20 protein-coding genes are annotated in these 22,165 nt (G+C 48.0%); 10 read left to right on the forward strand and 10 right to left on the reverse strand.

Annotation, left to right across the window (positions count from 1 at the left end; all coding sequences use genetic code 11):
• Positions 1-18 precede the first annotated feature (18 nt).
• The 3 genes from BUA14_RS11345 to BUA14_RS11355 form a co-directional block, all read right to left on the reverse strand.
• On the reverse strand, positions 19-432 hold the full coding sequence (locus tag BUA14_RS11345) for a metal-dependent transcriptional regulator (RefSeq protein WP_072772709.1): 414 nt from the start codon (positions 430-432) through the stop codon (positions 19-21).
• A 335-nt stretch (positions 433-767) separates the two neighbouring features.
• A complete protein-coding gene (locus tag BUA14_RS11350; RefSeq protein WP_072772710.1) occupies positions 768-1,700 on the reverse strand; it encodes an NADH-quinone oxidoreductase subunit G in 933 nt (310 codons plus the stop codon).
• A gap of 242 nt (positions 1,701-1,942) precedes the next feature.
• Positions 1,943-3,796, reverse strand: a complete 1,854-nt coding sequence (locus BUA14_RS11355; protein WP_242954633.1) for a LytS/YhcK type 5TM receptor domain-containing protein — start codon at positions 3,794-3,796, stop codon at positions 1,943-1,945.
• Between the two features lie 115 nt (positions 3,797-3,911).
• Here BUA14_RS11355 and BUA14_RS11360 point away from each other — a divergent pair, with 115 nt between their 5' ends.
• From BUA14_RS11360 to BUA14_RS11385, 6 genes are all read left to right on the forward strand, one after another.
• Positions 3,912-4,661 carry a LytR/AlgR family response regulator transcription factor gene (locus tag BUA14_RS11360; RefSeq protein ID WP_072772711.1) on the forward strand — a complete coding sequence of 250 codons (750 nt, stop codon included), beginning with the start codon at positions 3,912-3,914 and terminating at the stop codon, positions 4,659-4,661.
• Positions 4,662-4,926: 265 nt separating this feature from the next.
• Positions 4,927-6,747 carry a carbon starvation CstA family protein gene (locus BUA14_RS11365; RefSeq protein WP_072772712.1) on the forward strand — a complete coding sequence of 607 codons (1,821 nt, stop codon included), beginning with the start codon at positions 4,927-4,929 and terminating at the stop codon, positions 6,745-6,747.
• Positions 6,748-6,972: 225 nt separating this feature from the next.
• Complete coding sequence (locus BUA14_RS11370; protein WP_072772713.1) at positions 6,973-7,533, forward strand: CDP-alcohol phosphatidyltransferase family protein; 561 nt, start codon at positions 6,973-6,975, stop codon at positions 7,531-7,533.
• Positions 7,534-7,720: 187 nt separating this feature from the next.
• On the forward strand, positions 7,721-7,924 hold the full coding sequence (locus tag BUA14_RS11375) for a hypothetical protein (RefSeq protein ID WP_005813162.1): 204 nt from the start codon (positions 7,721-7,723) through the stop codon (positions 7,922-7,924).
• A 10-nt stretch (positions 7,925-7,934) separates the two neighbouring features.
• Complete coding sequence (locus BUA14_RS11380; protein WP_015944782.1) at positions 7,935-8,309, forward strand: hypothetical protein; 375 nt, start codon at positions 7,935-7,937, stop codon at positions 8,307-8,309.
• 210 nt (positions 8,310-8,519) lie between these two features.
• The gene (locus BUA14_RS11385; RefSeq protein ID WP_072772714.1) at positions 8,520-8,960 is read left to right on the forward strand and encodes a C-GCAxxG-C-C family (seleno)protein; all 441 of its coding nucleotides are present in this window, start codon (positions 8,520-8,522) and stop codon (positions 8,958-8,960) included.
• A 166-nt stretch (positions 8,961-9,126) separates the two neighbouring features.
• Here the strand turns inward: BUA14_RS11385 and BUA14_RS11390 are convergent, their stop codons facing one another.
• From BUA14_RS11390 to BUA14_RS11420, 7 genes are all read right to left on the reverse strand, one after another.
• Positions 9,127-11,274, reverse strand: coding sequence for an FAD-binding protein (locus BUA14_RS11390; protein WP_072772715.1), 2,148 nt, complete (start codon positions 11,272-11,274; stop codon positions 9,127-9,129).
• A 168-nt stretch (positions 11,275-11,442) separates the two neighbouring features.
• Positions 11,443-12,312 carry a LysR family transcriptional regulator gene (locus BUA14_RS11395; RefSeq protein WP_072772716.1) on the reverse strand — a complete coding sequence of 290 codons (870 nt, stop codon included), beginning with the start codon at positions 12,310-12,312 and terminating at the stop codon, positions 11,443-11,445.
• 231 nt (positions 12,313-12,543) lie between these two features.
• A complete protein-coding gene (locus tag BUA14_RS11400) occupies positions 12,544-14,049 on the reverse strand; it encodes a methyl-accepting chemotaxis protein (RefSeq protein WP_072772911.1) in 1,506 nt (501 codons plus the stop codon).
• A 55-nt stretch (positions 14,050-14,104) separates the two neighbouring features.
• Positions 14,105-14,881 carry a zinc dependent phospholipase C family protein gene (locus tag BUA14_RS11405; RefSeq protein WP_072772717.1) on the reverse strand — a complete coding sequence of 259 codons (777 nt, stop codon included), beginning with the start codon at positions 14,879-14,881 and terminating at the stop codon, positions 14,105-14,107.
• 30 nt (positions 14,882-14,911) lie between these two features.
• Complete coding sequence (locus BUA14_RS11410; protein WP_242954634.1) at positions 14,912-15,856, reverse strand: MFS transporter; 945 nt, start codon at positions 15,854-15,856, stop codon at positions 14,912-14,914.
• Positions 15,786-17,207 carry a M56 family metallopeptidase gene (locus BUA14_RS11415; protein ID WP_242954635.1) on the reverse strand — a complete coding sequence of 474 codons (1,422 nt, stop codon included), beginning with the start codon at positions 17,205-17,207 and terminating at the stop codon, positions 15,786-15,788. Before BUA14_RS11415 ends, BUA14_RS11410 begins: the two co-directional genes overlap by 71 nt.
• 2 nt (positions 17,208-17,209) lie before the next feature.
• Entirely contained in the window at positions 17,210-17,584 is a 375-nt protein-coding gene (locus BUA14_RS11420; RefSeq protein ID WP_072772718.1) for a BlaI/MecI/CopY family transcriptional regulator, read from the reverse strand.
• Positions 17,585-17,838: 254 nt separating this feature from the next.
• Here BUA14_RS11420 and BUA14_RS11425 point away from each other — a divergent pair, with 254 nt between their 5' ends.
• The 4 genes from BUA14_RS11425 to cooS all read left to right on the forward strand — a co-directional run bounded on the left by BUA14_RS11425 (position 17,839) and on the right by cooS (position 22,158).
• Positions 17,839-18,684 (forward strand): DUF3102 domain-containing protein, encoded by an 846-nt coding sequence (locus BUA14_RS11425; RefSeq protein WP_072772719.1) that lies wholly within the window; start codon positions 17,839-17,841, stop codon positions 18,682-18,684.
• Positions 18,685-18,869: 185 nt separating this feature from the next.
• Entirely contained in the window at positions 18,870-19,550 is a 681-nt protein-coding gene (locus tag BUA14_RS11430) for a Crp/Fnr family transcriptional regulator (RefSeq protein ID WP_015944790.1), read from the forward strand.
• 165 nt (positions 19,551-19,715) lie between these two features.
• Positions 19,716-20,204, forward strand: a complete 489-nt coding sequence (locus BUA14_RS11435; protein ID WP_072772720.1) for a 4Fe-4S dicluster domain-containing protein — start codon at positions 19,716-19,718, stop codon at positions 20,202-20,204.
• Between the two features lie 46 nt (positions 20,205-20,250).
• Positions 20,251-22,158 carry an anaerobic carbon-monoxide dehydrogenase catalytic subunit gene (gene cooS, locus BUA14_RS11440; RefSeq protein WP_072772721.1) on the forward strand — a complete coding sequence of 636 codons (1,908 nt, stop codon included), beginning with the start codon at positions 20,251-20,253 and terminating at the stop codon, positions 22,156-22,158.
• Positions 22,159-22,165 lie beyond the last annotated feature (7 nt).

Consider the following 22,165-nt stretch of genomic DNA (forward strand, 5'->3'; position numbering starts at 1 on the left):
CGTTATTCAAATCTATGTTTAATTTTGTTTATACTCAAAGCGGAGGAAAGCTTCATAGCAAGCTGGGTTTTCCTTAAAAAAAGTAACCAGCCGGCGTAAGGATTGGATCGTTGAATCCGATATATAGTGCTCGATGGCTTCAGTTTCAGCGGGAATATCGCATTGGCTTTGAATCAGGGCCAGAAACTCTTGCAGCATTTGGTTTCTCTCCACTAAGTAATTGCCTTTCAGACATCCCTGCTCGGTAAGGACAATTTCACCATAGCGGTGATAATTGATATAACCCTGATTATTGAGTTTATGCAGAGCCTTGGACACCGAGGGCAGAGATACGCCCAGCTTCTTGCTGATATCCGTTACTCTTACCACACTATTCTCCATAGAAAACCGGTAGATTTCTTCCAAGTAATCTTCCAGGCTGGGGGACAGCACCCTCCTCACCTCCAAGGCATTCCCTTTCTAATACTATATGTCTGGGATAGTTTGCCTTATGACCATGTTCTCCAGGGCAAATTGCTCAAGCTTTCTCCCCTCTTGTGTTGTCAACTTCGACCTCTTAAAGCCAAAGCTAAGCACAGAGGCAAGTAGCGGAAAAACTAAACGGTCTGCAGATGCAGGCCGTTAGCTTTAGCATCTAGTCCGATCTCCCAGGATAGATAAAGTATTAGCCATATGGTGTATGAACAACAAGACGGCTTCTGACATCCGCCAGTCGCCGTCTGCAAAAGATGCTATCATGCTGTCAACAGTATCAAACAACCAGCCTGTTACTCCGCCAGCAAGGCAAGCTTCTCGGCAATATCCCCCAGTCCCAGGAATTCCGCCCAGGTAATTTGGACAAACTCTCCATCCTTATTGACAAAGGGTTTTTCTTTGCGCTCGGGGTTATAACGGAAATCAGAACCAATCCGCCCTTTGAGACAGAGAGGCCGTCCACTGGATGCTGATTTGGCAGTAACTGCGATGACTTTGCCGTCTTTGGAATTGATTTCGAACTTACAACCTGCTTCACAGAAGGTGCAGATGACTTCTTCTTTCCGGACCTCCCAGGCTCTGCCTTTACCAAGGGTGTTTTTATCAATTAAAGCTCCAACCGGACAAACGGCCACACAGCGGTTACAGTAGACACAAGTGGAATCCTTCAGGTCGGTATCCATAACGGTAGCCACTTTGGCATGAAAACCACGATTGGCAAACCCGATGACACTTCTTTCTGCCACAGCTCCACATGTGGCAACACATTTTCCGCACAGGATGCATTTGTTCAGATCCCGCAAAATATAAGGATTGGAATCTTCGATGGGAAGCCGCCGCCTCTCTCCCCGGTATATTTCACCCTTTACCCCGTACTCATAGGCATACTCAGCTAAAGAGCAATCGCCCATTTTCTGGCAGGTCATACAGTCCAATGGGTGATTGGCCACCAACAGCTCTAAAATAGTTTTGCGCGCTTTTCTTACTTTCTCATTTTGAGTATGAACCACCATGCCCTGGGTTGCTTGGGTAACACAGGATGGCGGCAGATTGCGCATGCCTTCAATCTGAACGACACACAGGCGGCAGGCTCCGGCAGGGGTAAGCTCCGGGTCGTGGCACAAGGTAGGAATCGTGATATCATGCATTCGGCAAGCTTCCAGCACAGTCGTTCCTTTAGGTACGCTGACTTCGCGCCCATCAATACTTAGGGTCAGCCATTCCATTTCTCTCACTCCTCATTTTTATATTGCTAAAATAGTCACCAGCTATTGTTGTACTCTCTTTAAGCAATATCTTAATTATAGCCATTATAAGAATATTTTGCAATTTCTTAATATCCATCAGAGCATAGTTAATTTGATTCTACTCAAACCAGACGAATAGCTTCCCCTAGCCTTGGCGCTCCTGTTAAATTTAAGAAACAATGATCTTAGTAATGCTTATGAGTAAAATATAGTACTTTTACCTAATATTGATTAAGCGTTTTCATTTCTAAATCTAAGGCTTTGTGTATTGGGACTTTGAACCAGATACAAGTCCCTTTTTCCAATTCGCTTTCGATATGCAGGCCCGCTTCCTCTCCAAAATGATGAATCAGCCGCTGGTTGACATTGTATAAAGCCAATCCCGTTCCCTCCTGAGATTGAATCCGGCTGTGCAGAAGCTCCCCGACTCGTTCCGGAGAGATGCCAATCCCATTATCCCGAATAGCGATCAGCGCATATCCGTCCTCTTCCCGAACACTGATAATGAGCTCCCCGATTCGTTCCAAGCCCTTAAGACCATGCCTGATCCCGTTCTCGATCAAAGGCTGCAGGGTAAGGGGCGGCAGGGGCACCTCCTCAAGCTGAGGGTTAAGTTCGGTTTTCACGCTTAAACGCTGGCCAAAGCGAGCCTGCTCGATATCCAGATAGGCCCGGGCGTGAGCAAACTCTTGTCTGAGCGTGACAAACTCATGGAGAGAAGCGTTGAGATTCTGACGGAAGAAATGCCCGAGCTGAATCAGCAGCTTGCGCGCTGAATCCGGCTGGCTCCGGATCAGGGAAACGATCGTATTTAAGGAATTAAAGAGAAAATGGGGATTGATTTGGGCTTGCAGGGCTTTAATTTCCGCTTCGCGGATCAATTGAGCCTGATTGCGGGCGGAGACCACTTCCAGCTGGTGGGACAAAAGCCTGCCCAGCCCCTGGGCCACCTCTTCATCAACCGGCTTTATCTGCTTGGGGTTGGAAAAGTAGAATTTAAGCACCCCGACCACCTCACCCGCTTTTTTCAGCGGCACGATGATCGCTACCGCCAGAGGGCAGCCTTTTTCCGGGCAGTGAATTTCATCAATGGATTTGGGAATGGACATTTTGCCGCTCTGCAAAACCCGCTTGGTTGCTTCCGTCAATACGGCGTGACCGGGAAGATGATGGTCATCCCCAATTCCCACATGAGAAAGAATCTTCTCATGATCGGTAATGGAAACAGCAGATACCCCCGTGGTTTTCAAAAGCAGCTTGGATATCTCGGTGGCCGAAGCTTCAGTCAACCCGGTTTGGAGATGAATCAGCATCTGATCCGTAATACCCAGGAGCTTTTGGGCCTGGCTCGCTTCAATCCTATCCTCTTCAATAACCGCAGAGCGGATAATCACCACGAAAATAGCTATGCCAGCACTATTGGCCAGAATCATCGGCAAAGCAATAACCTGAACCAGAGCCAAAGCGTTTTCCCAGGGTCTGGCGATGAGCAGAATAATCACCATCTGCATCATCTCAGCCACAATTCCGGTCAGCAGGGCTTTACCCGGGGTAATAATGCGGCGGTTGCCCAGTTTCATATGCACAAAACCGGCCAGCAGACCTTCAACAATCGTGGCCATCCCACAAGCCAGCGCGGTAAATCCACCCAGGGTAATCCGGTGCAGACCGGCAATGACCCCTGCTCCCAAGCCTACCCAGGGGCCTCCCAACAACCCTCCGATGACCACACCGACAACCCGCGAGTTGGCCAGAGCTTCATCAAAAGCCATCGTGTCAACACGGGGAATCCAGAAAAGAGCATCGGATTTAATCTGGACAGAAATTCCCGTATAGGTTCCGATAATTCCAAACAAGCCAAACAGAATAGCAAGCTTGACCAGAGTCCAGGAATCATGCTTATGGTCCATCAGGTCGCGGAACATACTGAAGCGCGTCAGGATAAAGGCGATCGCCACAATCAGTCCTATATGTTCAATCATGAGAAACAGCAGATACACAGTCAGTACGCTCCTTTCTGCCGGTTCGTTCAGCAATTGACCACTGAGGCACCGGTTGATGATTTCAGGAGGCAACCAATTTTCGCCGCCAATCCGATGATTCAGCGGTTGACTCAGGCGCTCTTTATTTAATAGAATAAGTCATAATCAGAGAATAGACAATATTAGAAAACGGCGAGGTGACTGAAGAATGATCCATGTACTTGTTGTGGATGACGAGGCTCCGGCCAGGGATGAATTGATCTTTCTGCTGGAACGGGTACCAGGGGTGGTTATCGATGATACGGCCGACAATGGTCAGGAAGCCCTCCGGAAAATACTTAAGCTGAGGCCCCAGGTTGTTTTTCTCGATATTCAGATGCCGGATATGACCGGACTCGCCGTATGCCGGGAACTGCTGACCATGCTCAAGCCTTCAGAGCTTCCCATCATTATTTTTGCCACAGCCTATGATCAGCATGCACTGGAAGCCTTTCAGGTCAATGCGGTGGATTACATCCTCAAGCCTTTTGATGAAGAACGCCTGCAGATGACCATGGAAAAAATCCGACGCCTCCTCAGCCGGCCTGCTGCCGATTCTCTGAACCGCATTCTGGCTCTGCTGGAGAAGCCCCGGGACGCGAAAATACCGGTAGAGCTGAACGAACGGATTCTATTGCTGAATCCTCAGGAAATCATCTTCTGTTCTATCACTGCGCGTCATGTCATGATCATGACCTGCAACGAAGAATACAAAACCAACTATAATCTCTGTGAGCTGGAAGATAAGCTGGGTTTTTTACGCACCCACAAAAGTTATCTGGTCAATCCGGACAAGGTCCGCGAGGTGATCCCCTGGTTTAACGGAACCTATAATCTGCTGATGGCCGATGACAAGGCCTCTTCTGTTCCAGTGAGCCGGACTTATCTGAAAGAGGTACGCCAGCGCTTGAATTTTTAGCCGGTCTTTACTTCCGCCCAGCTTTTGACGATTCTAATCCTTGACAGAGGATTGGAATCGTTTTTATTTTTACTGCTTTTTGACTTCGAACCAATGCCAGGAGATCCTGCCGCCATGCTCTGCCCTCAGGTCAAACAGGAAATCCTGCTTGTTAAACACTGTTTCTTATGTTTTTTGCAGCAATTCATTCGAAATAGAGGACGGCAAGTATACTAATGTTGTCGCAATTAGCGAAACAAACTGAGAAAGAGAAGGAGTGAAAAAAATGCATGCCCTTTATCTGCTTATTGCTGCAGCATGTGTACTGGTGTTGGGGTACAGACTCTATGGAACGTTCCTGGCTGCTAAAGTTCTGGCAGTCAACCCCAATCTTCCCACACCAGCCAGGCGCCTCGAGGATGGCCATGACTTTGTTCCCACCAACCGCTGGGTAACCTTCGGCCACCACTTTGCCGCTATTGCCGCAGCGGGGCCCTTGGTCGGTCCGGTTCTGGCAGCCCAATTTGGCTTCCTCCCCGGTGCTCTTTGGATTCTGATCGGCGGGGTGCTGGGAGGCGCGGTCCATGATATGGTGGTCCTCTTTGCTTCAATACGTCACAATGGAGAATCTTTGGCACAAATCTCCAAAAAAGAAATCGGCCCTATTACCGGGGTCGCAGCTGGGATCGCGGTCTTATTCGTTCTGCTTATCACTATGGCCGGGCTTTCCATTGTCATCGTCCACGCCCTCAAACACAATCCCTGGGGGACATTTACTGTAACAATGACCATCCCCATTGCCATTTTTATCGGAATTTATATGCGTTATCTTCGCCCCGGAAAACTTGGTGAAGCCTCTTTCATCGGTGTCGTTCTAATCCTTCTGGCTGTTTTTTTCGGACCCTATGTGAAGGGTTCGGCCCTTGGTGTGTTTTTCAACTACAGTGAAACCGTGATCAAGCTGGGGCTCCCTATTTATGCTTTCTTCGCCGCTGCTTTGCCGGTCTGGCTCCTCCTGGCTCCTCGGGATTACCTGAGTTCCTATCTGAAAATCGGTACCATCGGAGCGCTGGCTTTAGGCATTATTATTGTTAACCCGGTTCTGGAAATGCCGGCTGTCACTGAATTCATCAATGGAGGCGGCCCCATCATCGCCGGCAAGGTTTGGCCCTTTGTGTTCATCACCATCGCCTGTGGAGCAATTTCCGGGTTCCACAGCACCATTGCCGCCGGAACGACTCCCAAAATCCTGGATAATGAGAGGGATATTAAAATCGTCGGTTTTGGCGGGATGCTTGTTGAGTCTTTTGTGGCCATCATGGCTTTAATCGCTGCTTCAGCGCTTCCTGTCGGTGATTACTTTGCCATCAACACTTCTCCTGAGGTTTTTGCCAAGCTGGGGATGGCTGTCGATAAACTGCCCATGCTTTCCCAACTGATTGGTGAAGAATTGGCGGGGCGTCCCGGCGGAGCCGTTTCCCTGGCCGTGGGCATGTCCTATGTCTTCAGCAATATTCCCGGTTTGAATCATCTGATCGCCTATTGGTATCAGTTTGCCATCATGTTTGAAGCGGTATTCATTCTAACAGCGGTGGATGCCGGAACCCGTTCCGCCCGTTATGTGGTTCAGGATATGATTGGAGCGATTTATAAACCTTTTAAGCAAGTGAATTGGATGCCGGGAGCACTGATTTCTGCGGCACTGGTCTCTTTTGCCTGGGGTTACTTGCTTTACGGAGGAGATATCTCCACGGTCTGGCCCCTCTTCGGTGTCTCCAATCAGCTCCTTGCTTCCCTGGGCTTAGTCGTTGGAACAACGCTTATCCTCAAAAATACCGGGAGAATATCTTACGCTTTAGCGACTTTCATTCCCTTTGTCTTCCTCTCGATCACAACCTTATATGCTTCCTATTTTAATCTGACCCAGGTCTATATACCCGGGGGCAAGACCGTCAATTCTATTATTTCCATCGTACTGGCCGGGCTTTTCATAGTCATTGTGATTGACGCCTTTATTAAATGGTCAAAAATCATCAGCGATAAGAAAGGCCTTGCTGAAAAGCAGGCAGCTCACAACAAGCTGGTCAGTGAACTGACAGCCAAATAACTCTATTGAGCTGAACAGGCGGCAGTTGAAGACCTCGGTCTAAACTGCCGCCTGTTTATGTAATCGTGAGCAGAGAACCAGATGTCCCGCGTCTTTGCCTGATGATTACTCTGTAATAAAGCTGCAAGGCACAGGACTGCTATAAATGAATGAAAGCAATCATAACTATTAATGGATTTGCAACAGTGTATTATATACATCATAATACACTTAAGGGGTGGTTTGATGAACTCTAGCGATGAACGGATGCTGAAATCAATACCCAATTGGCTGTCATTAAGCAGGATATTCCTTTCCTTGGGTTTGCTTTTCCTGGAGCCATTGAGCCTGAGCTTTTACGTCATGTATATTGCCTGCGGACTCAGCGATATGCTTGATGGTTTTATTGCCAGGAAGACAGGAACCACAAGCACCCTTGGGGCAAAGATTGATTCCTTGGCCGATCTGGTCATGGCCGGGGTATTGCTCGTTATACTTTTGCCAATCCTCAACCCGGGGACAGCTATTCTCCTGTGGGTTATTTTTATCGGTGTCATTCGCTTGGCGGCAATGATGGTTGCCCGGATAAAATATAACAGTTTGGCAAGTCTTCATACCTATGGCAATAAAGCTACAGGTTTGCTCTTATTTCTATTCCCATTACTGCTTTCTTTTTCACATTCAGAGGTATTGATGTACATTATCTGTGTTTTAGCGAGCATTTCGGCGCTGGAGGAACTTCTCATCCATCTGACATCAGATGAACTTTTGCTCAACAGAAAAGGCTGGTTTGAGGGGAAAAAGTGAATTACTGTCTCTTTATAACAATACAGAGAATGCCGTAAAGGGTTGCACTCGTTCGCCGATACAGCACTATATTTGATAACTATGCAGCTATAAAAAGCCTCTGAACGCATCTTAGGGATTGTTCTCTTCTATTTGATCTTTTGTGGGCATACTAATTATTGAACAAACCTATCGAAGGTGGTATGATATGGATAATAAGGAAGAAAGATTGTCAAATGAGGAGGACGAGAACATGAACGGTGCTGTAAAAGACCAGGGATATAGAAAAACATCACTGTCATCACAGAAATTAAAGGAAATCTCTGTTCGACCAGTGGCAATTAAGGATGGGAAATTTCTGTTCGATAGAAAGAATAAAGACCACAGATATATTGTAAATGAGGGAGAGTAAAAGGGCTTAGATGCACTGGTTTAGTTTAGGCGATGTTTTTTATTTTGATGTTGGGTTCGACGATGTACCAGAGGAATCCAAGAGAAGACCCGCCATAATCATGATGCAGGAAGGCGAAGACCTTTTCATCTTAGTATCTACTACAAGTATTCCTCCCAATGATCCTCCTAAATATTTTGATCAATTCAAAATACCTATTTTAAATTGGCGAAGATCAGGTTTTTTGAAACCTTCATGGGGGCTTGGGTTTAAATTAATACACGTTACGAGGCAAGAACTTATGGGTTCGGTTAAAAAAGAAGATATTCTTGGGAAAATTCACGTAACGGATTTCGATATGTTGTTGAATGAAATCGAATATATTCACAGGAATTCTTCACGATAATTAGGATTCGCAAAATTCGATGTTGTCGAATTTTGGAAGGGCATGTTCCCGAGGGGAAAGGCTGACCGGATGGAAGGCTTTTCCCCTCGGCCCGTCTTACTCATTTATCATGCCTTTGGCACCTGAACTCTGCAATAGTTTGCTGTACTTATCTGAATATTCAGAGTAATATAGGAGTATCAATATAAAAATAGAGGAGAGTGGTAAGGGATGGAGGATTTAGCTTTAGAAGCCCGTAATCGGACTGGAGACAATTTCAAACAAGGTTTTAACTGTGCTGAATCGATCTTCAAGGCTTTTAATGAAATGTGCAATAGTCCCATGAGTCCGGAGGTATTGAAATTGGCAACAGGTTTTGGCGGAGGATTAGGCCATGCCGGATGTATGTGTGGAGCATTGGCCGGTTCGACTATGGTACTGGGGATATTAAAAGGGCGTACCCGTACTGAAGAAAGCCGAGAACCCTCTTATGAACTTACTAAAGAGTTCCATGATCTTTTTGAATCGAAATTTGGAGCAACATGTTGCCGGGCACTTAATCCTTACACTTTTGATACTCCGGAGCACTTGCGAAACTGTCTCAAAATAACGGGGGGGACCGGAAAATTACTGATGGAATTCCTTAAGGAAAAGAATCTCCTGACAGATTGAGTGACCCAGATGGGATCAGTTGGCAAACCTAATTTTTTACTTGAGCAAAATCCAGAATGAAAAAAGCGGCTGTCTGCCGCTTTTCTATTTTATCGTTTCCGATGAACTTCTGCTTAACAGAAAAGGCTGGTTTGAGGATTGAGCCACGTGCTCTTCCACAGAGCGCTTACTTTGCCGCCTTTGTCAGTGCATCGGCCAGAGCAGCTTTAAAGGCGGTGCTGGTCATCGTGGCACCTGAGACGGAATCCACAGTGGCGGCGTTGGCGGAAACAGCCTGCTCAACCAGTTCGGGCAGAGCCTTGCCACCGATTTCAGGGGTCTCGTTGTCGGTATAGGTGAGCGAAGCCAGTTTGCCGTTCTCAATGGTCACTTCCACTTTGACATCGCCGCCCATCCCCCCGGAACCAGTTCCGGTATAGACACCGTCGTTGTAAGATGCATCCCCACCACCCAAAGAAGCCATGGATGATCCGTCATTCTGAGCAGATTCATCTTCCGGAGTGCTGACGCGCTCGATCCTGCCGCTTCTGAACTTGAAGTTTTGATCGGCTAAACGGCGGCCCAGGATATAAGACAAGCAATTGCATACACCACCAAGGTTCTGCCCGGGCATAACGAAATTATAGGTGCCTGCATAATAGTCACCGACCATGATACCGGTGTTGAACAGCCCATCGATGGGGGTGTCGTCATCTTCGCACACCTGCATATATTCGTTAGTGCGCAAACCGCCTGTAACACACAGGAAGGTCATGGCATCCTTGCCAAAATGGGTGCGGGCCGCATAAAAAGGCGGCGTTTTAATAGGGTGAAGTACGGAGGGATTGACATGGTATTCTTCATCCCTGCCCTGCTCGGCGTACTTGGTGTAATTGTTGATGGATTCGATGGCATTGGCCCGGGCTTCTCCTTTAAATCCCATCTTGTCCACCAATTCCTCAATGGTGTTCGCTTTCCAGCAGGTACCTGCTTCCACATCGGCTTCCCAGCCGGCGATCATCTGCTCCGGTGTGGCGCCCAGGATGCCGTTTTCATTGTTCACTGAACAGCCGAAGGTTTCCCAGATGTCCTGAATATAGGCATAGCGGGAATCCCACACTGAGTAAGCAATATGGTCGGGCAGCTGCAGGATGGCGATGGCACCATAGGAGAAGTTCGTCACTTCGTTGTGGTAGCGCTTGCCGTCGCTGGTAAGGTTGATACCCCAGAAATTGTCGATAGAGTTGACTTTAGGGCCCGGTGCGCCGCAATTGATCATGGGAGCGTTGGGATAGGTCTTCTGCCAGCCCGCACCGATCCACAAACCCATTTTGTGGCCATCCCCCGGGTACAGTCCGTTAAAAGCCAGCGCTACATCGTAATCCACTTTAGTGGTATCGATGCTGTTACGGTAGAGATTCCAGGCCCAAGGGGAATACTTGGCCATCATATCGGGGTCCTTGGAGAAATCTCCGGTGGCCAGAACGACTGCCCTGTTGGCACTGTATTTGATATATTCCCCAGTCTCCAGGTTCTGCGCCACAACAGCGGAAACCCGGCCGGTGTTATTATCATCACGAATAAGGTAGAGTGCCCGGGTTTGAAAATCGATCTCGCCTCCCATGTCCTTGAAGATATCGGCGTAGGCTTGGGCGCACAGAGGGGCGCCAAACAGCATACCAAAAGGAACTTCTTCGTTGTAGAAGCTGTGGGAGGCAGCCGGAACGGTCAGAATACCGTCCGGGTCCACATAGCCCGGCTCCAGGCAGACTTTCAACCCTTTAGAGGCCATTTTATCGATCATCCAATCCATGGCGGGGCCGGAGTTGTTGATCCAGGTGGACCACTTGCGTTCGTCGATGTAGCAGGCCGCGGAGTGCTTTTCCACCTTGGCGGCATGGCGGCCGCTTGCCGTGTCGGGCGTATAGTCGATGCCCAGCTCCTTCTGCTTTTTCGAACCGATGGCGTGGTTGGAGCCGCCGCGGCTGATGGGACGCTTACCCGCGGAAATGACACGAACATCCGCGCCGCTTTCCTTAGTGGAAACAGCGGTGCACAAGCCGGACATGCCGGAGCCGATAATGATAATATCATGAGTAATAGTTTTGATTATTTTCTCTTCGGGAATAGGGTATTCCTCAGGCATCACTTCAAAATTCCACTTCAGGTTGCGGTATGTCTGATCAGACAGCACCATGTTGTCGGCAGTGCCGGCACCGCTGGGACTGTTGCCTGCCGCTGCCGGACTGCAAGCGGTCAGGCCCATCGTCATAGCACCGGCGCCGGCAGCGGCCGCCCCCTTAAGGAAATCACGCCGTGAAAATTGCTTACTCATCTGCTTCTACCTCTCTTTTTCCGTATTCTTTCTCCTACTTTTTTAGCCAAGGGCAAAGTTCTTGAACCCTTATGTCTTATATATCACAAAGCCTCTTGTGAAAAAAGCAACATAAAAGACCGCAGAGCAACCAAACGTTGCGCAGCGATCTTTTAAAAAACACCTTGATTATTTTTCTCTGCCGGCTTGAAGCAACGCTTCCCGCAGATTAAAGCAGGCCTGCCGCCGCCTTTTATCACGGACGGCCTGCTCGGTAACGGCACAGTAAAAGTTATCGTAGTCGCTGGGACCGTGATACGGTAAAAAGACGATACCCTGCATCGGTTGGAGAACAGCCAGCTCCGGCACTGCGAAAACCCCTTTGTTCTGACGCACCAGATCAAAGGCCAGCAGGATATCATTCACCTCATAATCGCCTTTCCGGCAATTTTTATCCAGCCAAAAGCTATCCTCATAGCCGTTCATATAGTAAATGAGCGGAACGTGAGTGAGATCACCCAGGGCTAATGAAACCTTACCAGCCAGTGGATTCTTTTCATTCACAGCAAATAAGATCGGAGAAGTAGCCACCAGCCTGTCCTCGGTTCCCGGACCAAAGCGCAAAAAGGAGACAGCCATATCTACCAGGCTGCTTTCAAACATCATGTGGCACTGGGCATCCAGGCAGTTGATGACATCCACCCTTAGCCGGTCCTCATTTTTGACCAGAAAGGGCTCCAGTGCATTCCAGAAATAATGGTATGTCGTGAAGGGGAAACAGATGCGCACACGGCAAACCTGCTCATCTTCCCGCATATCCGCACTCAGAACGTCAAACTCGCGTACCAATGCCTCCGCCCGGTCTACAAAACGTTGTCCCCGCTCATTGAGCATGATGCCGTTATGGGTACGCAGAAACAAAGGCTGGCCCAGTTCGTTCTCCAGCTGGGCCAGGGCTTTGCTTACCGCCTGGCGGCTGATGAACATGGCATCGGCCGCGTCCTGTACCTTACCGTATTGCGCTACCGCCACAAAATAACGCAGCTGCTGAATATCCATAGTAGCTTCCTTCCCTTTAGTTTTCCGATGTCCAAAAGTTGAACAGCCTTATCTGTTAATCCTGCCGTTTCCTTTTGTTCTCTTATGTACATTTATTATAGCATATTTGTTCAAGGCAGCGGCTATCTGCTCATTCCTGATGGGCACAGTGTCCTAAGACAAGTAGAGATATGGCCATAAGGGAAGTATATTCAGCAACTTCAGGGCTGTAAAAACCTCTGGATGCATCTCCTAATCATTGAGTATGCTTCTGAGGTTATGGCTGAGTTCACTGATTGAAGTCATAGCATGAGCTACTTCACTGATTTTGCTGTTCTGATTCTCAATGGAAGCTAATATTTCTTCCGTCGAAGCAGACTGCTGTTCCGAAACTGTGGATATATTCTCAAGTTGTCCTTTGATCTCTGCGAAAGCGGCGGCCAGATCACTGATCATAGCATCTTCTTCTTTAACGCTGTCGGCGATGGATTCGGCAGATTCTTCAAGATGCTCAAATCTTTCCTGAATCTGAGCTATGACTTCTGTTCCGGCATCAACGGCATGTTTACCGTGGGTAGCCTTCGCCAAGGATGCCGCTGTCGTCATTTGAACCAATTCGATGATTTCAAATATTTCCTTGACGGTAGTAGCGCTCATTTCGGCAAGCTTACTGACTTCATTGGCCACTACGGAAAACCCTTTACCCGCTTCACCGGCTCTGGCAGCCTCAATCGCAGCATTCAAAGCAAGCAGGTTGGTTTGAGCTGCAATGGTCGTGATATTGGCAAGGGCATTGTTAATTTTGGTCATGTGCTCCTGCAACTCAGATACGTTGACCAACGTTGCTCCGATCGCCGTATCGATGGTATTCATCTGCTCAACCATTTCCTTGATGCCATAAGCATTTTTTACAACAACATCTTTCATCATATGGGCTTCTTTCGTCGTTTCAGTGGATAATTTCCTGGTCTCTTCGATAATGGCCACAGCCTCATTGGTCTGATCGACAATTTTCCCCGTACTCACAGAGTTCTCGCCAACACCTTTAGCGATTTCTTCAACAGCCATTGTGGTCTGTTTGCTCATTTGCTCGATGTCCTGAACATGTGTATAAGACTCGCTGATACTGTCATTTAATACAGAAGTATCCTGGTCGATCCTGCCCATGGCCGCTGTTAATTTCAGCAATAATTCCTGAGCGTCCTGTTCTTTGGCATAGGAAGCCATGATATATTCATTCCCCCATTTGGTAAGGAAAAAGAAAATAATGATGATTAAATCCATAACCGCTACCCTGCGGGCAAACTCCATCACACTATAATTTGGCCCGAGCAGGCCCTGCGGATCGATAAAATAAAAAACGCTGAGAAACAAGTTTAACAGCACTGCATAGGTAAGGAGCAGCCTCACTCTGAAATACATGGCGATCATGGCCAATGAACCTAAATAGACAATGAAAATAGTTGCCGCAGTTGCCCCGTGAATCATATGGCCCAGATAGCTGGCCGATACTACGATAGAAAAACTAATGATAAGCGCCGTAATATTCTCATGTTTATTGAATTTTAAATTGAAAAGCAGCGCCAGGGTTGCCACAAGCGCTGCTCCAAAGGTGCAGGCCAATACTTTTACTCCATAAACCGTACCCATGGTCAGAAAAGATTGCCCTGAGAGCAGGGTGGATATAATCCAGATAAGGATGACATTAAATCGGTTAACTCGTTTGACATTGGATTTTAGAATTGAGCTATTCTCCATAACTTCCATCTCCCCGTGCTTAGTCCTTCTTGCTCTTTTAGTCGTTTTCCCTCTTTTAAGCGCCTTCAAAAGCAGCCTCTCCCTTATAATTCAATTCAAACCCAGATAAGTCCATATCCTTTGTGCCCATCTGCGCCCAGGCCTGACGGATTTTTTCCGGACCTTCCGCAAGTGCTTTGCTGTACAGTACATCTAAATTGCGGGCATACTTTTCCTGAATCCAGGATAGCTCATCCGGCAGGGACATAGCCGAAAATTTCCCGCGGCTGCCGGCAATAGCCTGGCAAACACTCAAAATCCTTGGCTGATCCAGCAGCCAGATGTAACTCCGTTGAGATGATACACATTTTTTGATCGTTGCTGTGCTCATGCCGGGCCAAAGTTCAGCCATGGCCTGAAAATCCAACCCGGAGGACGGGATTGCGCAATGCCGCGCCGTATTCTGTCCGGACCGGGCGAGAATATGCCGGTCATAAGCAGCTTCCATCAAGTGATGCTCGGACATGTCCGAACTGTGTTTGTAAACATAAGGGTGACAGTTTGTGTCAAGAGTATAGTGACAAATCAAGCCCACCAGATAGGCCAATGTCCCTTTATGGCGCACTTTTTCCAAAATCGGTCTGAACATTTTAATGGCCGGCTGGTCATGGCAAGCATCCCCGTAAGCTGCAATCTCAGTTTTGCGGTAAGGCTTATAGAAGAAAAAGATATCCGGTCCTTGAAGGCCTACATCAAATTCCCCTTGATAAGCAAGAGCACATGATCTTAATTCCGGGTCAAGTCGGTCCAGAATCTCCTGGCCAAACTGGTAATGGGTTAGGCAGGCCGGCATAGGTTCCCTTCTTTCTGAACGATAGTTTCGCTAAAACGCCTGAGCATTTTTGGCCTCACGGACATGATGGCGCAACGCCCAGAGACCCACTCCAAACAAAACCGCCAGCCCCAGCACACCAAAACGGGAATGGCCGGTGATTTGGGTGATGACACTTATCAAGAGCATACCGAAAAAGGCAGCGCCTTTGCCAAAGATATCAAAAATTCCAAAAAACTCATTGGCTTTTTCTTTAGGTACGATCCGCGCAAAATAAGAACGGGACAGAGCCTGAATTCCCCCTTGGAAGACAGCCACACAGACTGCCAGCAGCCAGAATTCCCAGGCTTTATCCAGCTGAAAGGCAAACAAGGTGATCGCCAGATAGCCGATAATCGAAGCAGAAATTAATCTTGTCGCCTCAAATTTCTTCGTCAGACGCGCAAAGAGAAGGGCAAAGGGAAAGGCTACGACCTGAGTAAGCAGTAAAGCCATCAGCAGGTTATGATCAGAAATGCCTACATCTTTTCCATAGGAAGCCGCCATGGCAATAATGGTATAAACCCCGTCGATATAGAGAAAGAAAGCGATCAGAAAGGTAAAGACACTTTTATGCTTTTGCACATGGGTAAGGGTATGCCATAACCGGGATAAACTTTCACGAACGGGACGGCCGCCGCTTTCCAAAGCGTAGACCTGACGGTAGCTGCGCATAAGCGGTACGGTGCAGAGAATCCACCATAAAGCAGTGATCAGGAAGGCCAGCTGGGTGGCGGCAGCCGCACCCAAACCTGTTCCATCGGCAGTCAGAATCAGCCCGAGGCAGATCACAAAGGGAATACAGCTGCCGATATAGCCCCAGGCATAGCCATGGGAACTGACACGATCCCCCCTCTCCTCAGAAGTGATATCCGGCAGCATAGCGTCATAAAAAATCAGGCTGCCGGAAAATCCGGACTTGCCAATGATATACAAGCCGCGGGCTGTATTCCCCATTGGGATTCCTGGCAAAGGTTATAACGGTGGGAATGGCTCCGCTGCCGCTGGTCCCGGTAAAGATACCATTTTCAAAACCAAACCAGCCAATGCTGGCTACAGTGTAGGCAATCACTGTCTCGTCCTTTTCTTCGACTTCAAGTATCTTGTGGCCTTCGGTCAGGACCTCTCCCTCAAGGTATCCCTTCCCTTTTTCTTTAACAGCGAGACTTACAGCTTCCTCAATGGATTGACCAATCACGGGCTGAGCCGCTGAATTTTGTGAGATGGCATCGCTATCATCACCGTTATCATAAGATGTTACCCGGGCCGAAGCCGATGTCCACAAAAGGCCGCCTAAAATCACCACGCAGAGAATGCCGGTGAGAATAACCCTTTTTCTCCTGCTCTTAAAAAAATCAGCCATTTTAATCATCCTGATCCTTCTCTCGATATTTTTCCGTTCATCGACCATACCGATTAATCTCGGCATTAATCGCGTTTTTGTATTGATCGTTTCCAGCACCGCCAGCAGGGCTTTCCCATACTCCTTATGCTCGCTTGCCTTCAATAAACTTAAAACACCCTCATCTGCCGCAACTTCCATGTCCTGGCGGATATGCATAAAACAGTACCAGATTACAGGATTAAACCAATGGATAATTTGCAGGGTTAGCAGTAGATAGTTAACCCATACATCCTTTCTCCTGTAATGGCTGAGTTCATGCAGCAGGATATAGGAAATATCCTGTTCTTTCAGGCGTAACGTATCCGGAGTCAGTAAGATCCTTGGTTTAAACATGCCGACTAAGGAAGGAACTTTGACGATATCCTGAATAAAGACAGCGATATCCCCTTTTATTTCAGCCCTTGTTTTGCATTCCTCTAGTAGGGACTGAACAGCGGGGGACGCCGGCTGGGCATGGGTCTTTAGCTTTCCGGCAAAGGAAAAACCGGCATAGATCAACCAGGCAAGCATCAAAAGCAACCCTGAAAGCCAAATAGTAGGGAACGCATCTGCCACATATGTATGGAGATTTTGGGCTGAAGCAGCGGGCTCTTGGGCCGGCAGCCCAGACCGTTCATCTCCGGCTTGAGTCCCCTCCGGTGAATAGATGCCTGCATCGCTGACTGCTTCCGGCACAGAGGAAAATTTGATTTCCTGAGACAGGGGTTCAAGAAGGTTATATAAACTGAAGGCGCTTTCCGGGCCGAAGGGAATGATTAACTTGACCAGCAGGACTATCCACAGCAAATAATGCCAGCGGGGATTGAGCTTATCTTTCAACAGATTTTTAACAAGAAGTATGACCATCCCGACAATGCCGCCGTAGAAGGATGTGGTTAAAACTATCTTAAAGATAGCTTCCATGTTTACATCTCCTCATCCAACATTTTTTTAAGCTCTTCTATCTCGCTTTTGGATAGATGCTGCTCCTTAATGAAGCTGGCCAGCATGAGATTTAGTGAACCGTTATAGAGCTTATGCAAAAAGGATTGATTGGCATAGCGTTTATATTCCTCTTCACTGACGCCAGGCGAATAGAGATAGGATTTACCATCGATTTTGACGGCGCTGACCGCCTCTTTGGAGACCAGCCGGGTAATCAAGGTATGAATGGTCTTGGGTTTCCAGTCCGATACTTCCGCTAATCTTTCTATGATCTGAGTGCTGGTGCAGCTTTTTAATTCCCATAGTATTTTCATGACTTCCAGTTCCGCCGCAGAGATTTGGGGGATTGTCTTCAAGATAGGCACCTCCAACGCTATATTCCAAAATAGATTACCACTCTATCACGGCATTTCTTACACTTGTAAGATAATTATATATTACATGTGTAAGAAATATAAGTCAATCCTGAAAATCCGACTGAATTTCCCTATTCACTGCCTCCTCAGCACTTATTTTTTATTTCTTTATAATCCCTTTGCCGGTGTAATAAGTTGTCACACCTGTCATGTCAAGTCCATATACTATACTAAAAACCCGGGAAGGAATTGTCATGAATGATTTGGTAAAGGAACGCACTCCGCAGATCATCGCGGCGGAGATCAACAACTATAAAGAGTCCAGCGGGAGAATCCAGTTATCCTGTGCTGTGGAGATAGGCCGGCGGCTGATGGAGGCCAAAGCGTTTCTTCCTCACGGAGAATGGGGAAAATGGCTGCAGGAGTATGTGAGTTATTCTCAGCTTACGGCAGAGAGATATATGAAAGTCGCCCGGGAGTACGGGCAGGCCAGGGGGGACTCCCCAGGGGAGGAAAAAGCAAAATCATCAACGTTGAAGATTTTATCCTACTCCCAGGCACTGACTCTGCTGGATGTCCCGGAAGAAGAGCGGACAGAATTCATCGCCGAACTGGATATCGAAAATATGTCTGTACGCCAGCTGCAGAGGGCCATCAAGGAGCGGGAGCAGGCCAGGCAGGAAAAAGAGGAGACGGAACAGGAAAACAGGGAGCTGCAGAAAGCTCTGGAGGGCGAAAAGGCGGAAAACAGTGAGCTGAAAAAAGAACGTGACGACCTGGAGGCCAAGGCTGGGGAACTGGAGAAGGAAAAACAAAATCTGGAGCAGGATGTGGAGAAAAGGAAGGCTGAGAACAGCAAGCTCAAAGAAAAGCCGCTCTTCAAGAGCAATCAAAAGTTGAGGGCTGACCTTACTGCCGCCCAAATTAAGAACGCTACCCATAAAGTTGCTTTTAAATTTGAAGCTTTGGAAAGGGCATTCAAAGAACTGACTTATGAGCTGAACCTGCTGCTTATGATTGATAAGGATGTGTATGGGGAGTATCGGAAAACTCTGCGGAAGTTTCTGTTGAAATGTCTGGATGAGAAAGTGGGAAATTGATGGATACGCGCAGTGCAAGGAAAAGCGAGTCTTTTGGCGTAAAACCCAGACTCGCTTTTTTCGTTTTATGCTGCTTATTTGTATAATTTATCGAATCATGAGAGGGCTTGTATGTTCATAGGGTGCTGGTTATAATAGGGGAAATTAAAAAGAAATTCATACATAACAGCGAAAGGTGGAGCATCATGCCTGCCAGAATGAAATTGACCGATATTGATTTGATCGAGGCCTTGGGGTCACCGGAATACAGTGACCTTCTATCCATATTTCAGGAGCGGACTTTCCAAAAGAAGCAGATCATCTCTCTGCCCAATCACGAAGAGAATTTAGTCATGCTCGTTAAAAAAGGACGGGTGCGGGTTTTTTTATCTTATGAAGATAAGGAGTTTACCTTATCTATTTTAGAACCAGGAGATATCTTCTCCATGCATACCAGAGCCTTTACCCAGGCTTTGGATAATGACACCGTACTGTTGGTGGCCAAGACGAAAAAGTTTGGTGAGATGATCACCCGCTATCCTCAATTCTCTCTGATCATGATTAAAGTATTGGGGGATCTTTTGAAAAACTCTATTACTATTATCAATGGCTTGGTCTTTCAGGAAGCCCACACCCGATTAGCCGAATTTTTAATCAATGCGGCCAAAGATAAAGGGTGTCAGGTGGCTGAGGGAATTCAGCTGGAGTTGGGATTAAATGTGGAGGATATCTCAACTATATTAGGAACAAGCCGCCAGACCGTATCCTTTCTGCTCAATGATTTTTACAAGAACGGCCTCTTGCTGAAAGTGAATAGGAGAACCCTTATTATTAAAGACATGGACATGTTAAAGAAGATGCTCGATAAGAATGATCAGCTGAAATAGAACCAAGCAGTCAATGGAATAGTTTTTATATACAAAGGAGAGCGAAAATTCGCTCTCTTTTGTCAACTGATTGACATTATTCTGCAATCGTTCATGGTACGATGAATCGACATAATTCACCCTTTCTAGCGATGAAAGGGCAGAGAGATGAGGAGGTGTTGCTTTATGTCTAAGGGAAAGAACCGTTTCATCCATGCTGATCTCAGCCGTTGTTTAAGCTGCAAAAGCTGTGAACTGGCTTGTGGGCTGGCCCATGCAGGATATGAGATCGAAGGAGCGGCGGCTGGCCAAATGAAGCTTAAGCCAAGAGTAAGTGTAGTGCAGCAAGGAACTACGGTGGCGCTCACTCAATGCCGGCAATGTGAGGATGCCCCATGTGTTAAAGTTTGCCCGAACGGATCACTGTATCAAGAAGAGGGGCTCGTCAAGCTTAACCGGGAAACTTGTATTGGCTGTAAGCTTTGTGCCAGGGCCTGCCCCTTCGGTTCCATCACCATGACCACGGAAGTTGTGGAAAGAGCGGATGGAAGAAAGAACAACCGGACCAAAGCCCTCAAATGTGACCTGTGTTTTAGCCGGAATAAAGAAATTAAAGAAGCAGGCTGCGCTTGTATTCAGGCCTGCCCGACAAAAGTCCTTTCGCTCAGTCTCTGAAAGGGATAGCAAATGCAGAGTATCGTAGACTAAAGGAGGACGGATCATGAACTTAAGATTTTCCATTGATGAAGCAGTCCAGAAACTGTTGCCTGTGGCAGAAAAAGACAAGATTCAAACCGTTTGGGATCGCCATAAAGATCAGCAGCCTCAGTGCGGTTTTGGCAAAATGGGGATTTGCTGTCGCATTTGCTGGAAAGGTCCCTGCCGGGTCGATCCCTTTGGCAAGGGAGCCCAGCGGGGTATTTGCGGCGCCGATGCTCATACTATCGTGGCCCGCAATTTGATCCGCGGTATTGCTGCCGGAGCAGCAGCTCACTCCGACCACGGCCGTCATATTGCCCTGACCATGCGGGAGGTCGGCAAAGGAAATGCCCCTGCCTATACAATCAAAGACGAAGAAAAGCTGAAAAGAATAGCTCAAAGGCTGGGGATCGATTGGGAAGGGAAAAGTATTCGCGAATTGACCAAAGAAGTAGCTGACACGTCCCTGGAGGATTACTCTCGCCAGGATTCTAAAGTTCCCTGCCGTTGGGCAGAATTGACCATGACTGAAGAGCGGGCAGCCAAATTAAAACAATGGGGGGTCATGCCTCACAATATCGATGCTACCGTTGCTGAAATTATGAGCCGGACTCATGTGGGGTGTGATGCCGATCCGGTGAATATTCTTTTGGGAGGAGTAAAAGGAGCGGTGGCCGATTATACAGGAATGTACATTTCCACCGAGCTTTCCGATGCTCTCTTTGGAACTCCTGCACCCACGGTGACCGAGGCCAATCTGGGAGTCATTAAGGAGGATGCCATCAATATTGCCGTCCATGGGCATAATCCCCTGCTCAGTGAAGTGGTGTGCGATGCGGCGGCGATGCTGAATGACCTGGCTAAGCAAGCCGGAGCACCGGGCGGATTTAACATCGTTGGTGTATGCTGTACCGGGAATGAAGTGATGGTACGCCATGGAGTGCCCCTGGCGACCAACTATCTTTCCCAGGAGATGCCTATTCTGACAGGCGCTTTGGAAGCCATGGTGGTGGATGTTCAGTGTATTATGCCTTCCCTGGGAGCGATTGCCCAGTGTTTCCATACAGAGCTCATTACGACTATGTCTACCACCAAAATCCCTGGGGCTACCCATGTTCAATTCGATAAGGAAAATGCGGTGGAGTCGGCCAGAAAAATCCTGGAACTGGCTGTGGAGGCTTACCAGCGCCGGGATCCCAAGCGGGTGAATATCCCTCAGGTTAAGGAAAAAGCTATCGTCGGTTTCAGCGCTGAAGCAGTGATCGGGGCCTTGAGCCAGCTTGATGCCCACGATCCTCTTCAACCTTTATTGGACAATATCGTGAATGGCAATATTCAAGGGATCTGCCTGTTTGCCGGCTGCAACAGCACCAACACCCTTCAGGATCGAAGCTTTGTTGAACTGGCCAAGGGGCTGGCAGCCCACAATGTTCTTCTTTTAGCGACAGGCTGTGGAGCGGGTGCTTTGGCCAAGCATGGACTGATGACCCAGGAAGCAACCCTGGCCTATGCAGGGGACGGGTTGAAGGCTGTCCTGACGGCCATCGGCCAGGCCAATGGTTTGAATGGCCCTCTGCCCCTGGTTCTCCACATGGGATCATGCGTAGACAATACCCGTGCCGTTTCCGTGGCTGTAGCCATCGCACAAAAGCTGGGAGTCGATCTGGATCGCTTGCCGCTGGTGGCCTCCGCTCCTGAAGCTATGTCGGAAAAGGCAGTAGCCATCGGCACCTGGGCCGTAGCCTTAGGCCTGCCCACTCATCTGGGAACTGTCCCTCAAGTCCTGGGGTCCCAGGTGGTAACGGAAGTGTTGACGGAGAAGATCAAAGATATTACCGGGGGCTATTTTATCGTTGAGACCGATCCGGAAGAGGCGGCTAAAAAATTATTCGCCGTGATTCAGGAAAAACGGGCGGGATTAAATCTATAGAAACAAA

It is taken from the genome of Desulfitobacterium chlororespirans DSM 11544 (assembly GCF_900143285.1).
Classification (GTDB): Bacteria; Bacillota; Desulfitobacteriia; order Desulfitobacteriales; family Desulfitobacteriaceae; genus Desulfitobacterium; species Desulfitobacterium chlororespirans.

Coding starts and splice junctions, on each gene's coding strand:
- BUA14_RS11400 (WP_072772911.1), bottom strand. CDS start 14,049: ATGGAGAATAGCTCAATTCTAAAATCCAATGTCAAACGAGTTAACCGA.
- BUA14_RS11415 (WP_242954635.1), bottom strand. CDS start 17,207: ATGGAAGCTATCTTTAAGATAGTTTTAACCACATCCTTCTACGGCGGC.
- BUA14_RS11360 (WP_072772711.1), top strand. CDS start 3,912: ATGATCCATGTACTTGTTGTGGATGACGAGGCTCCGGCCAGGGATGAA.
- BUA14_RS11375 (WP_005813162.1), top strand. CDS start 7,721: ATGGATAATAAGGAAGAAAGATTGTCAAATGAGGAGGACGAGAACATG.
- BUA14_RS11410 (WP_242954634.1), bottom strand. CDS start 15,856: ATGGGGAATACAGCCCGCGGCTTGTATATCATTGGCAAGTCCGGATTT.
- BUA14_RS11435 (WP_072772720.1), top strand. CDS start 19,716: ATGTCTAAGGGAAAGAACCGTTTCATCCATGCTGATCTCAGCCGTTGT.
- BUA14_RS11380 (WP_015944782.1), top strand. CDS start 7,935: ATGCACTGGTTTAGTTTAGGCGATGTTTTTTATTTTGATGTTGGGTTC.
- cooS (WP_072772721.1), top strand. CDS start 20,251: ATGAACTTAAGATTTTCCATTGATGAAGCAGTCCAGAAACTGTTGCCT.
- BUA14_RS11370 (WP_072772713.1), top strand. CDS start 6,973: ATGAACTCTAGCGATGAACGGATGCTGAAATCAATACCCAATTGGCTG.
- BUA14_RS11395 (WP_072772716.1), bottom strand. CDS start 12,312: ATGGATATTCAGCAGCTGCGTTATTTTGTGGCGGTAGCGCAATACGGT.
- BUA14_RS11425 (WP_072772719.1), top strand. CDS start 17,839: ATGAATGATTTGGTAAAGGAACGCACTCCGCAGATCATCGCGGCGGAG.
- BUA14_RS11390 (WP_072772715.1), bottom strand. CDS start 11,274: ATGAGTAAGCAATTTTCACGGCGTGATTTCCTTAAGGGGGCGGCCGCT.
- BUA14_RS11430 (WP_015944790.1), top strand. CDS start 18,870: ATGCCTGCCAGAATGAAATTGACCGATATTGATTTGATCGAGGCCTTG.
- BUA14_RS11405 (WP_072772717.1), bottom strand. CDS start 14,881: ATGCCGGCCTGCCTAACCCATTACCAGTTTGGCCAGGAGATTCTGGAC.
- BUA14_RS11350 (WP_072772710.1), bottom strand. CDS start 1,700: ATGGAATGGCTGACCCTAAGTATTGATGGGCGCGAAGTCAGCGTACCT.
- BUA14_RS11365 (WP_072772712.1), top strand. CDS start 4,927: ATGCATGCCCTTTATCTGCTTATTGCTGCAGCATGTGTACTGGTGTTG.
- BUA14_RS11385 (WP_072772714.1), top strand. CDS start 8,520: ATGGAGGATTTAGCTTTAGAAGCCCGTAATCGGACTGGAGACAATTTC.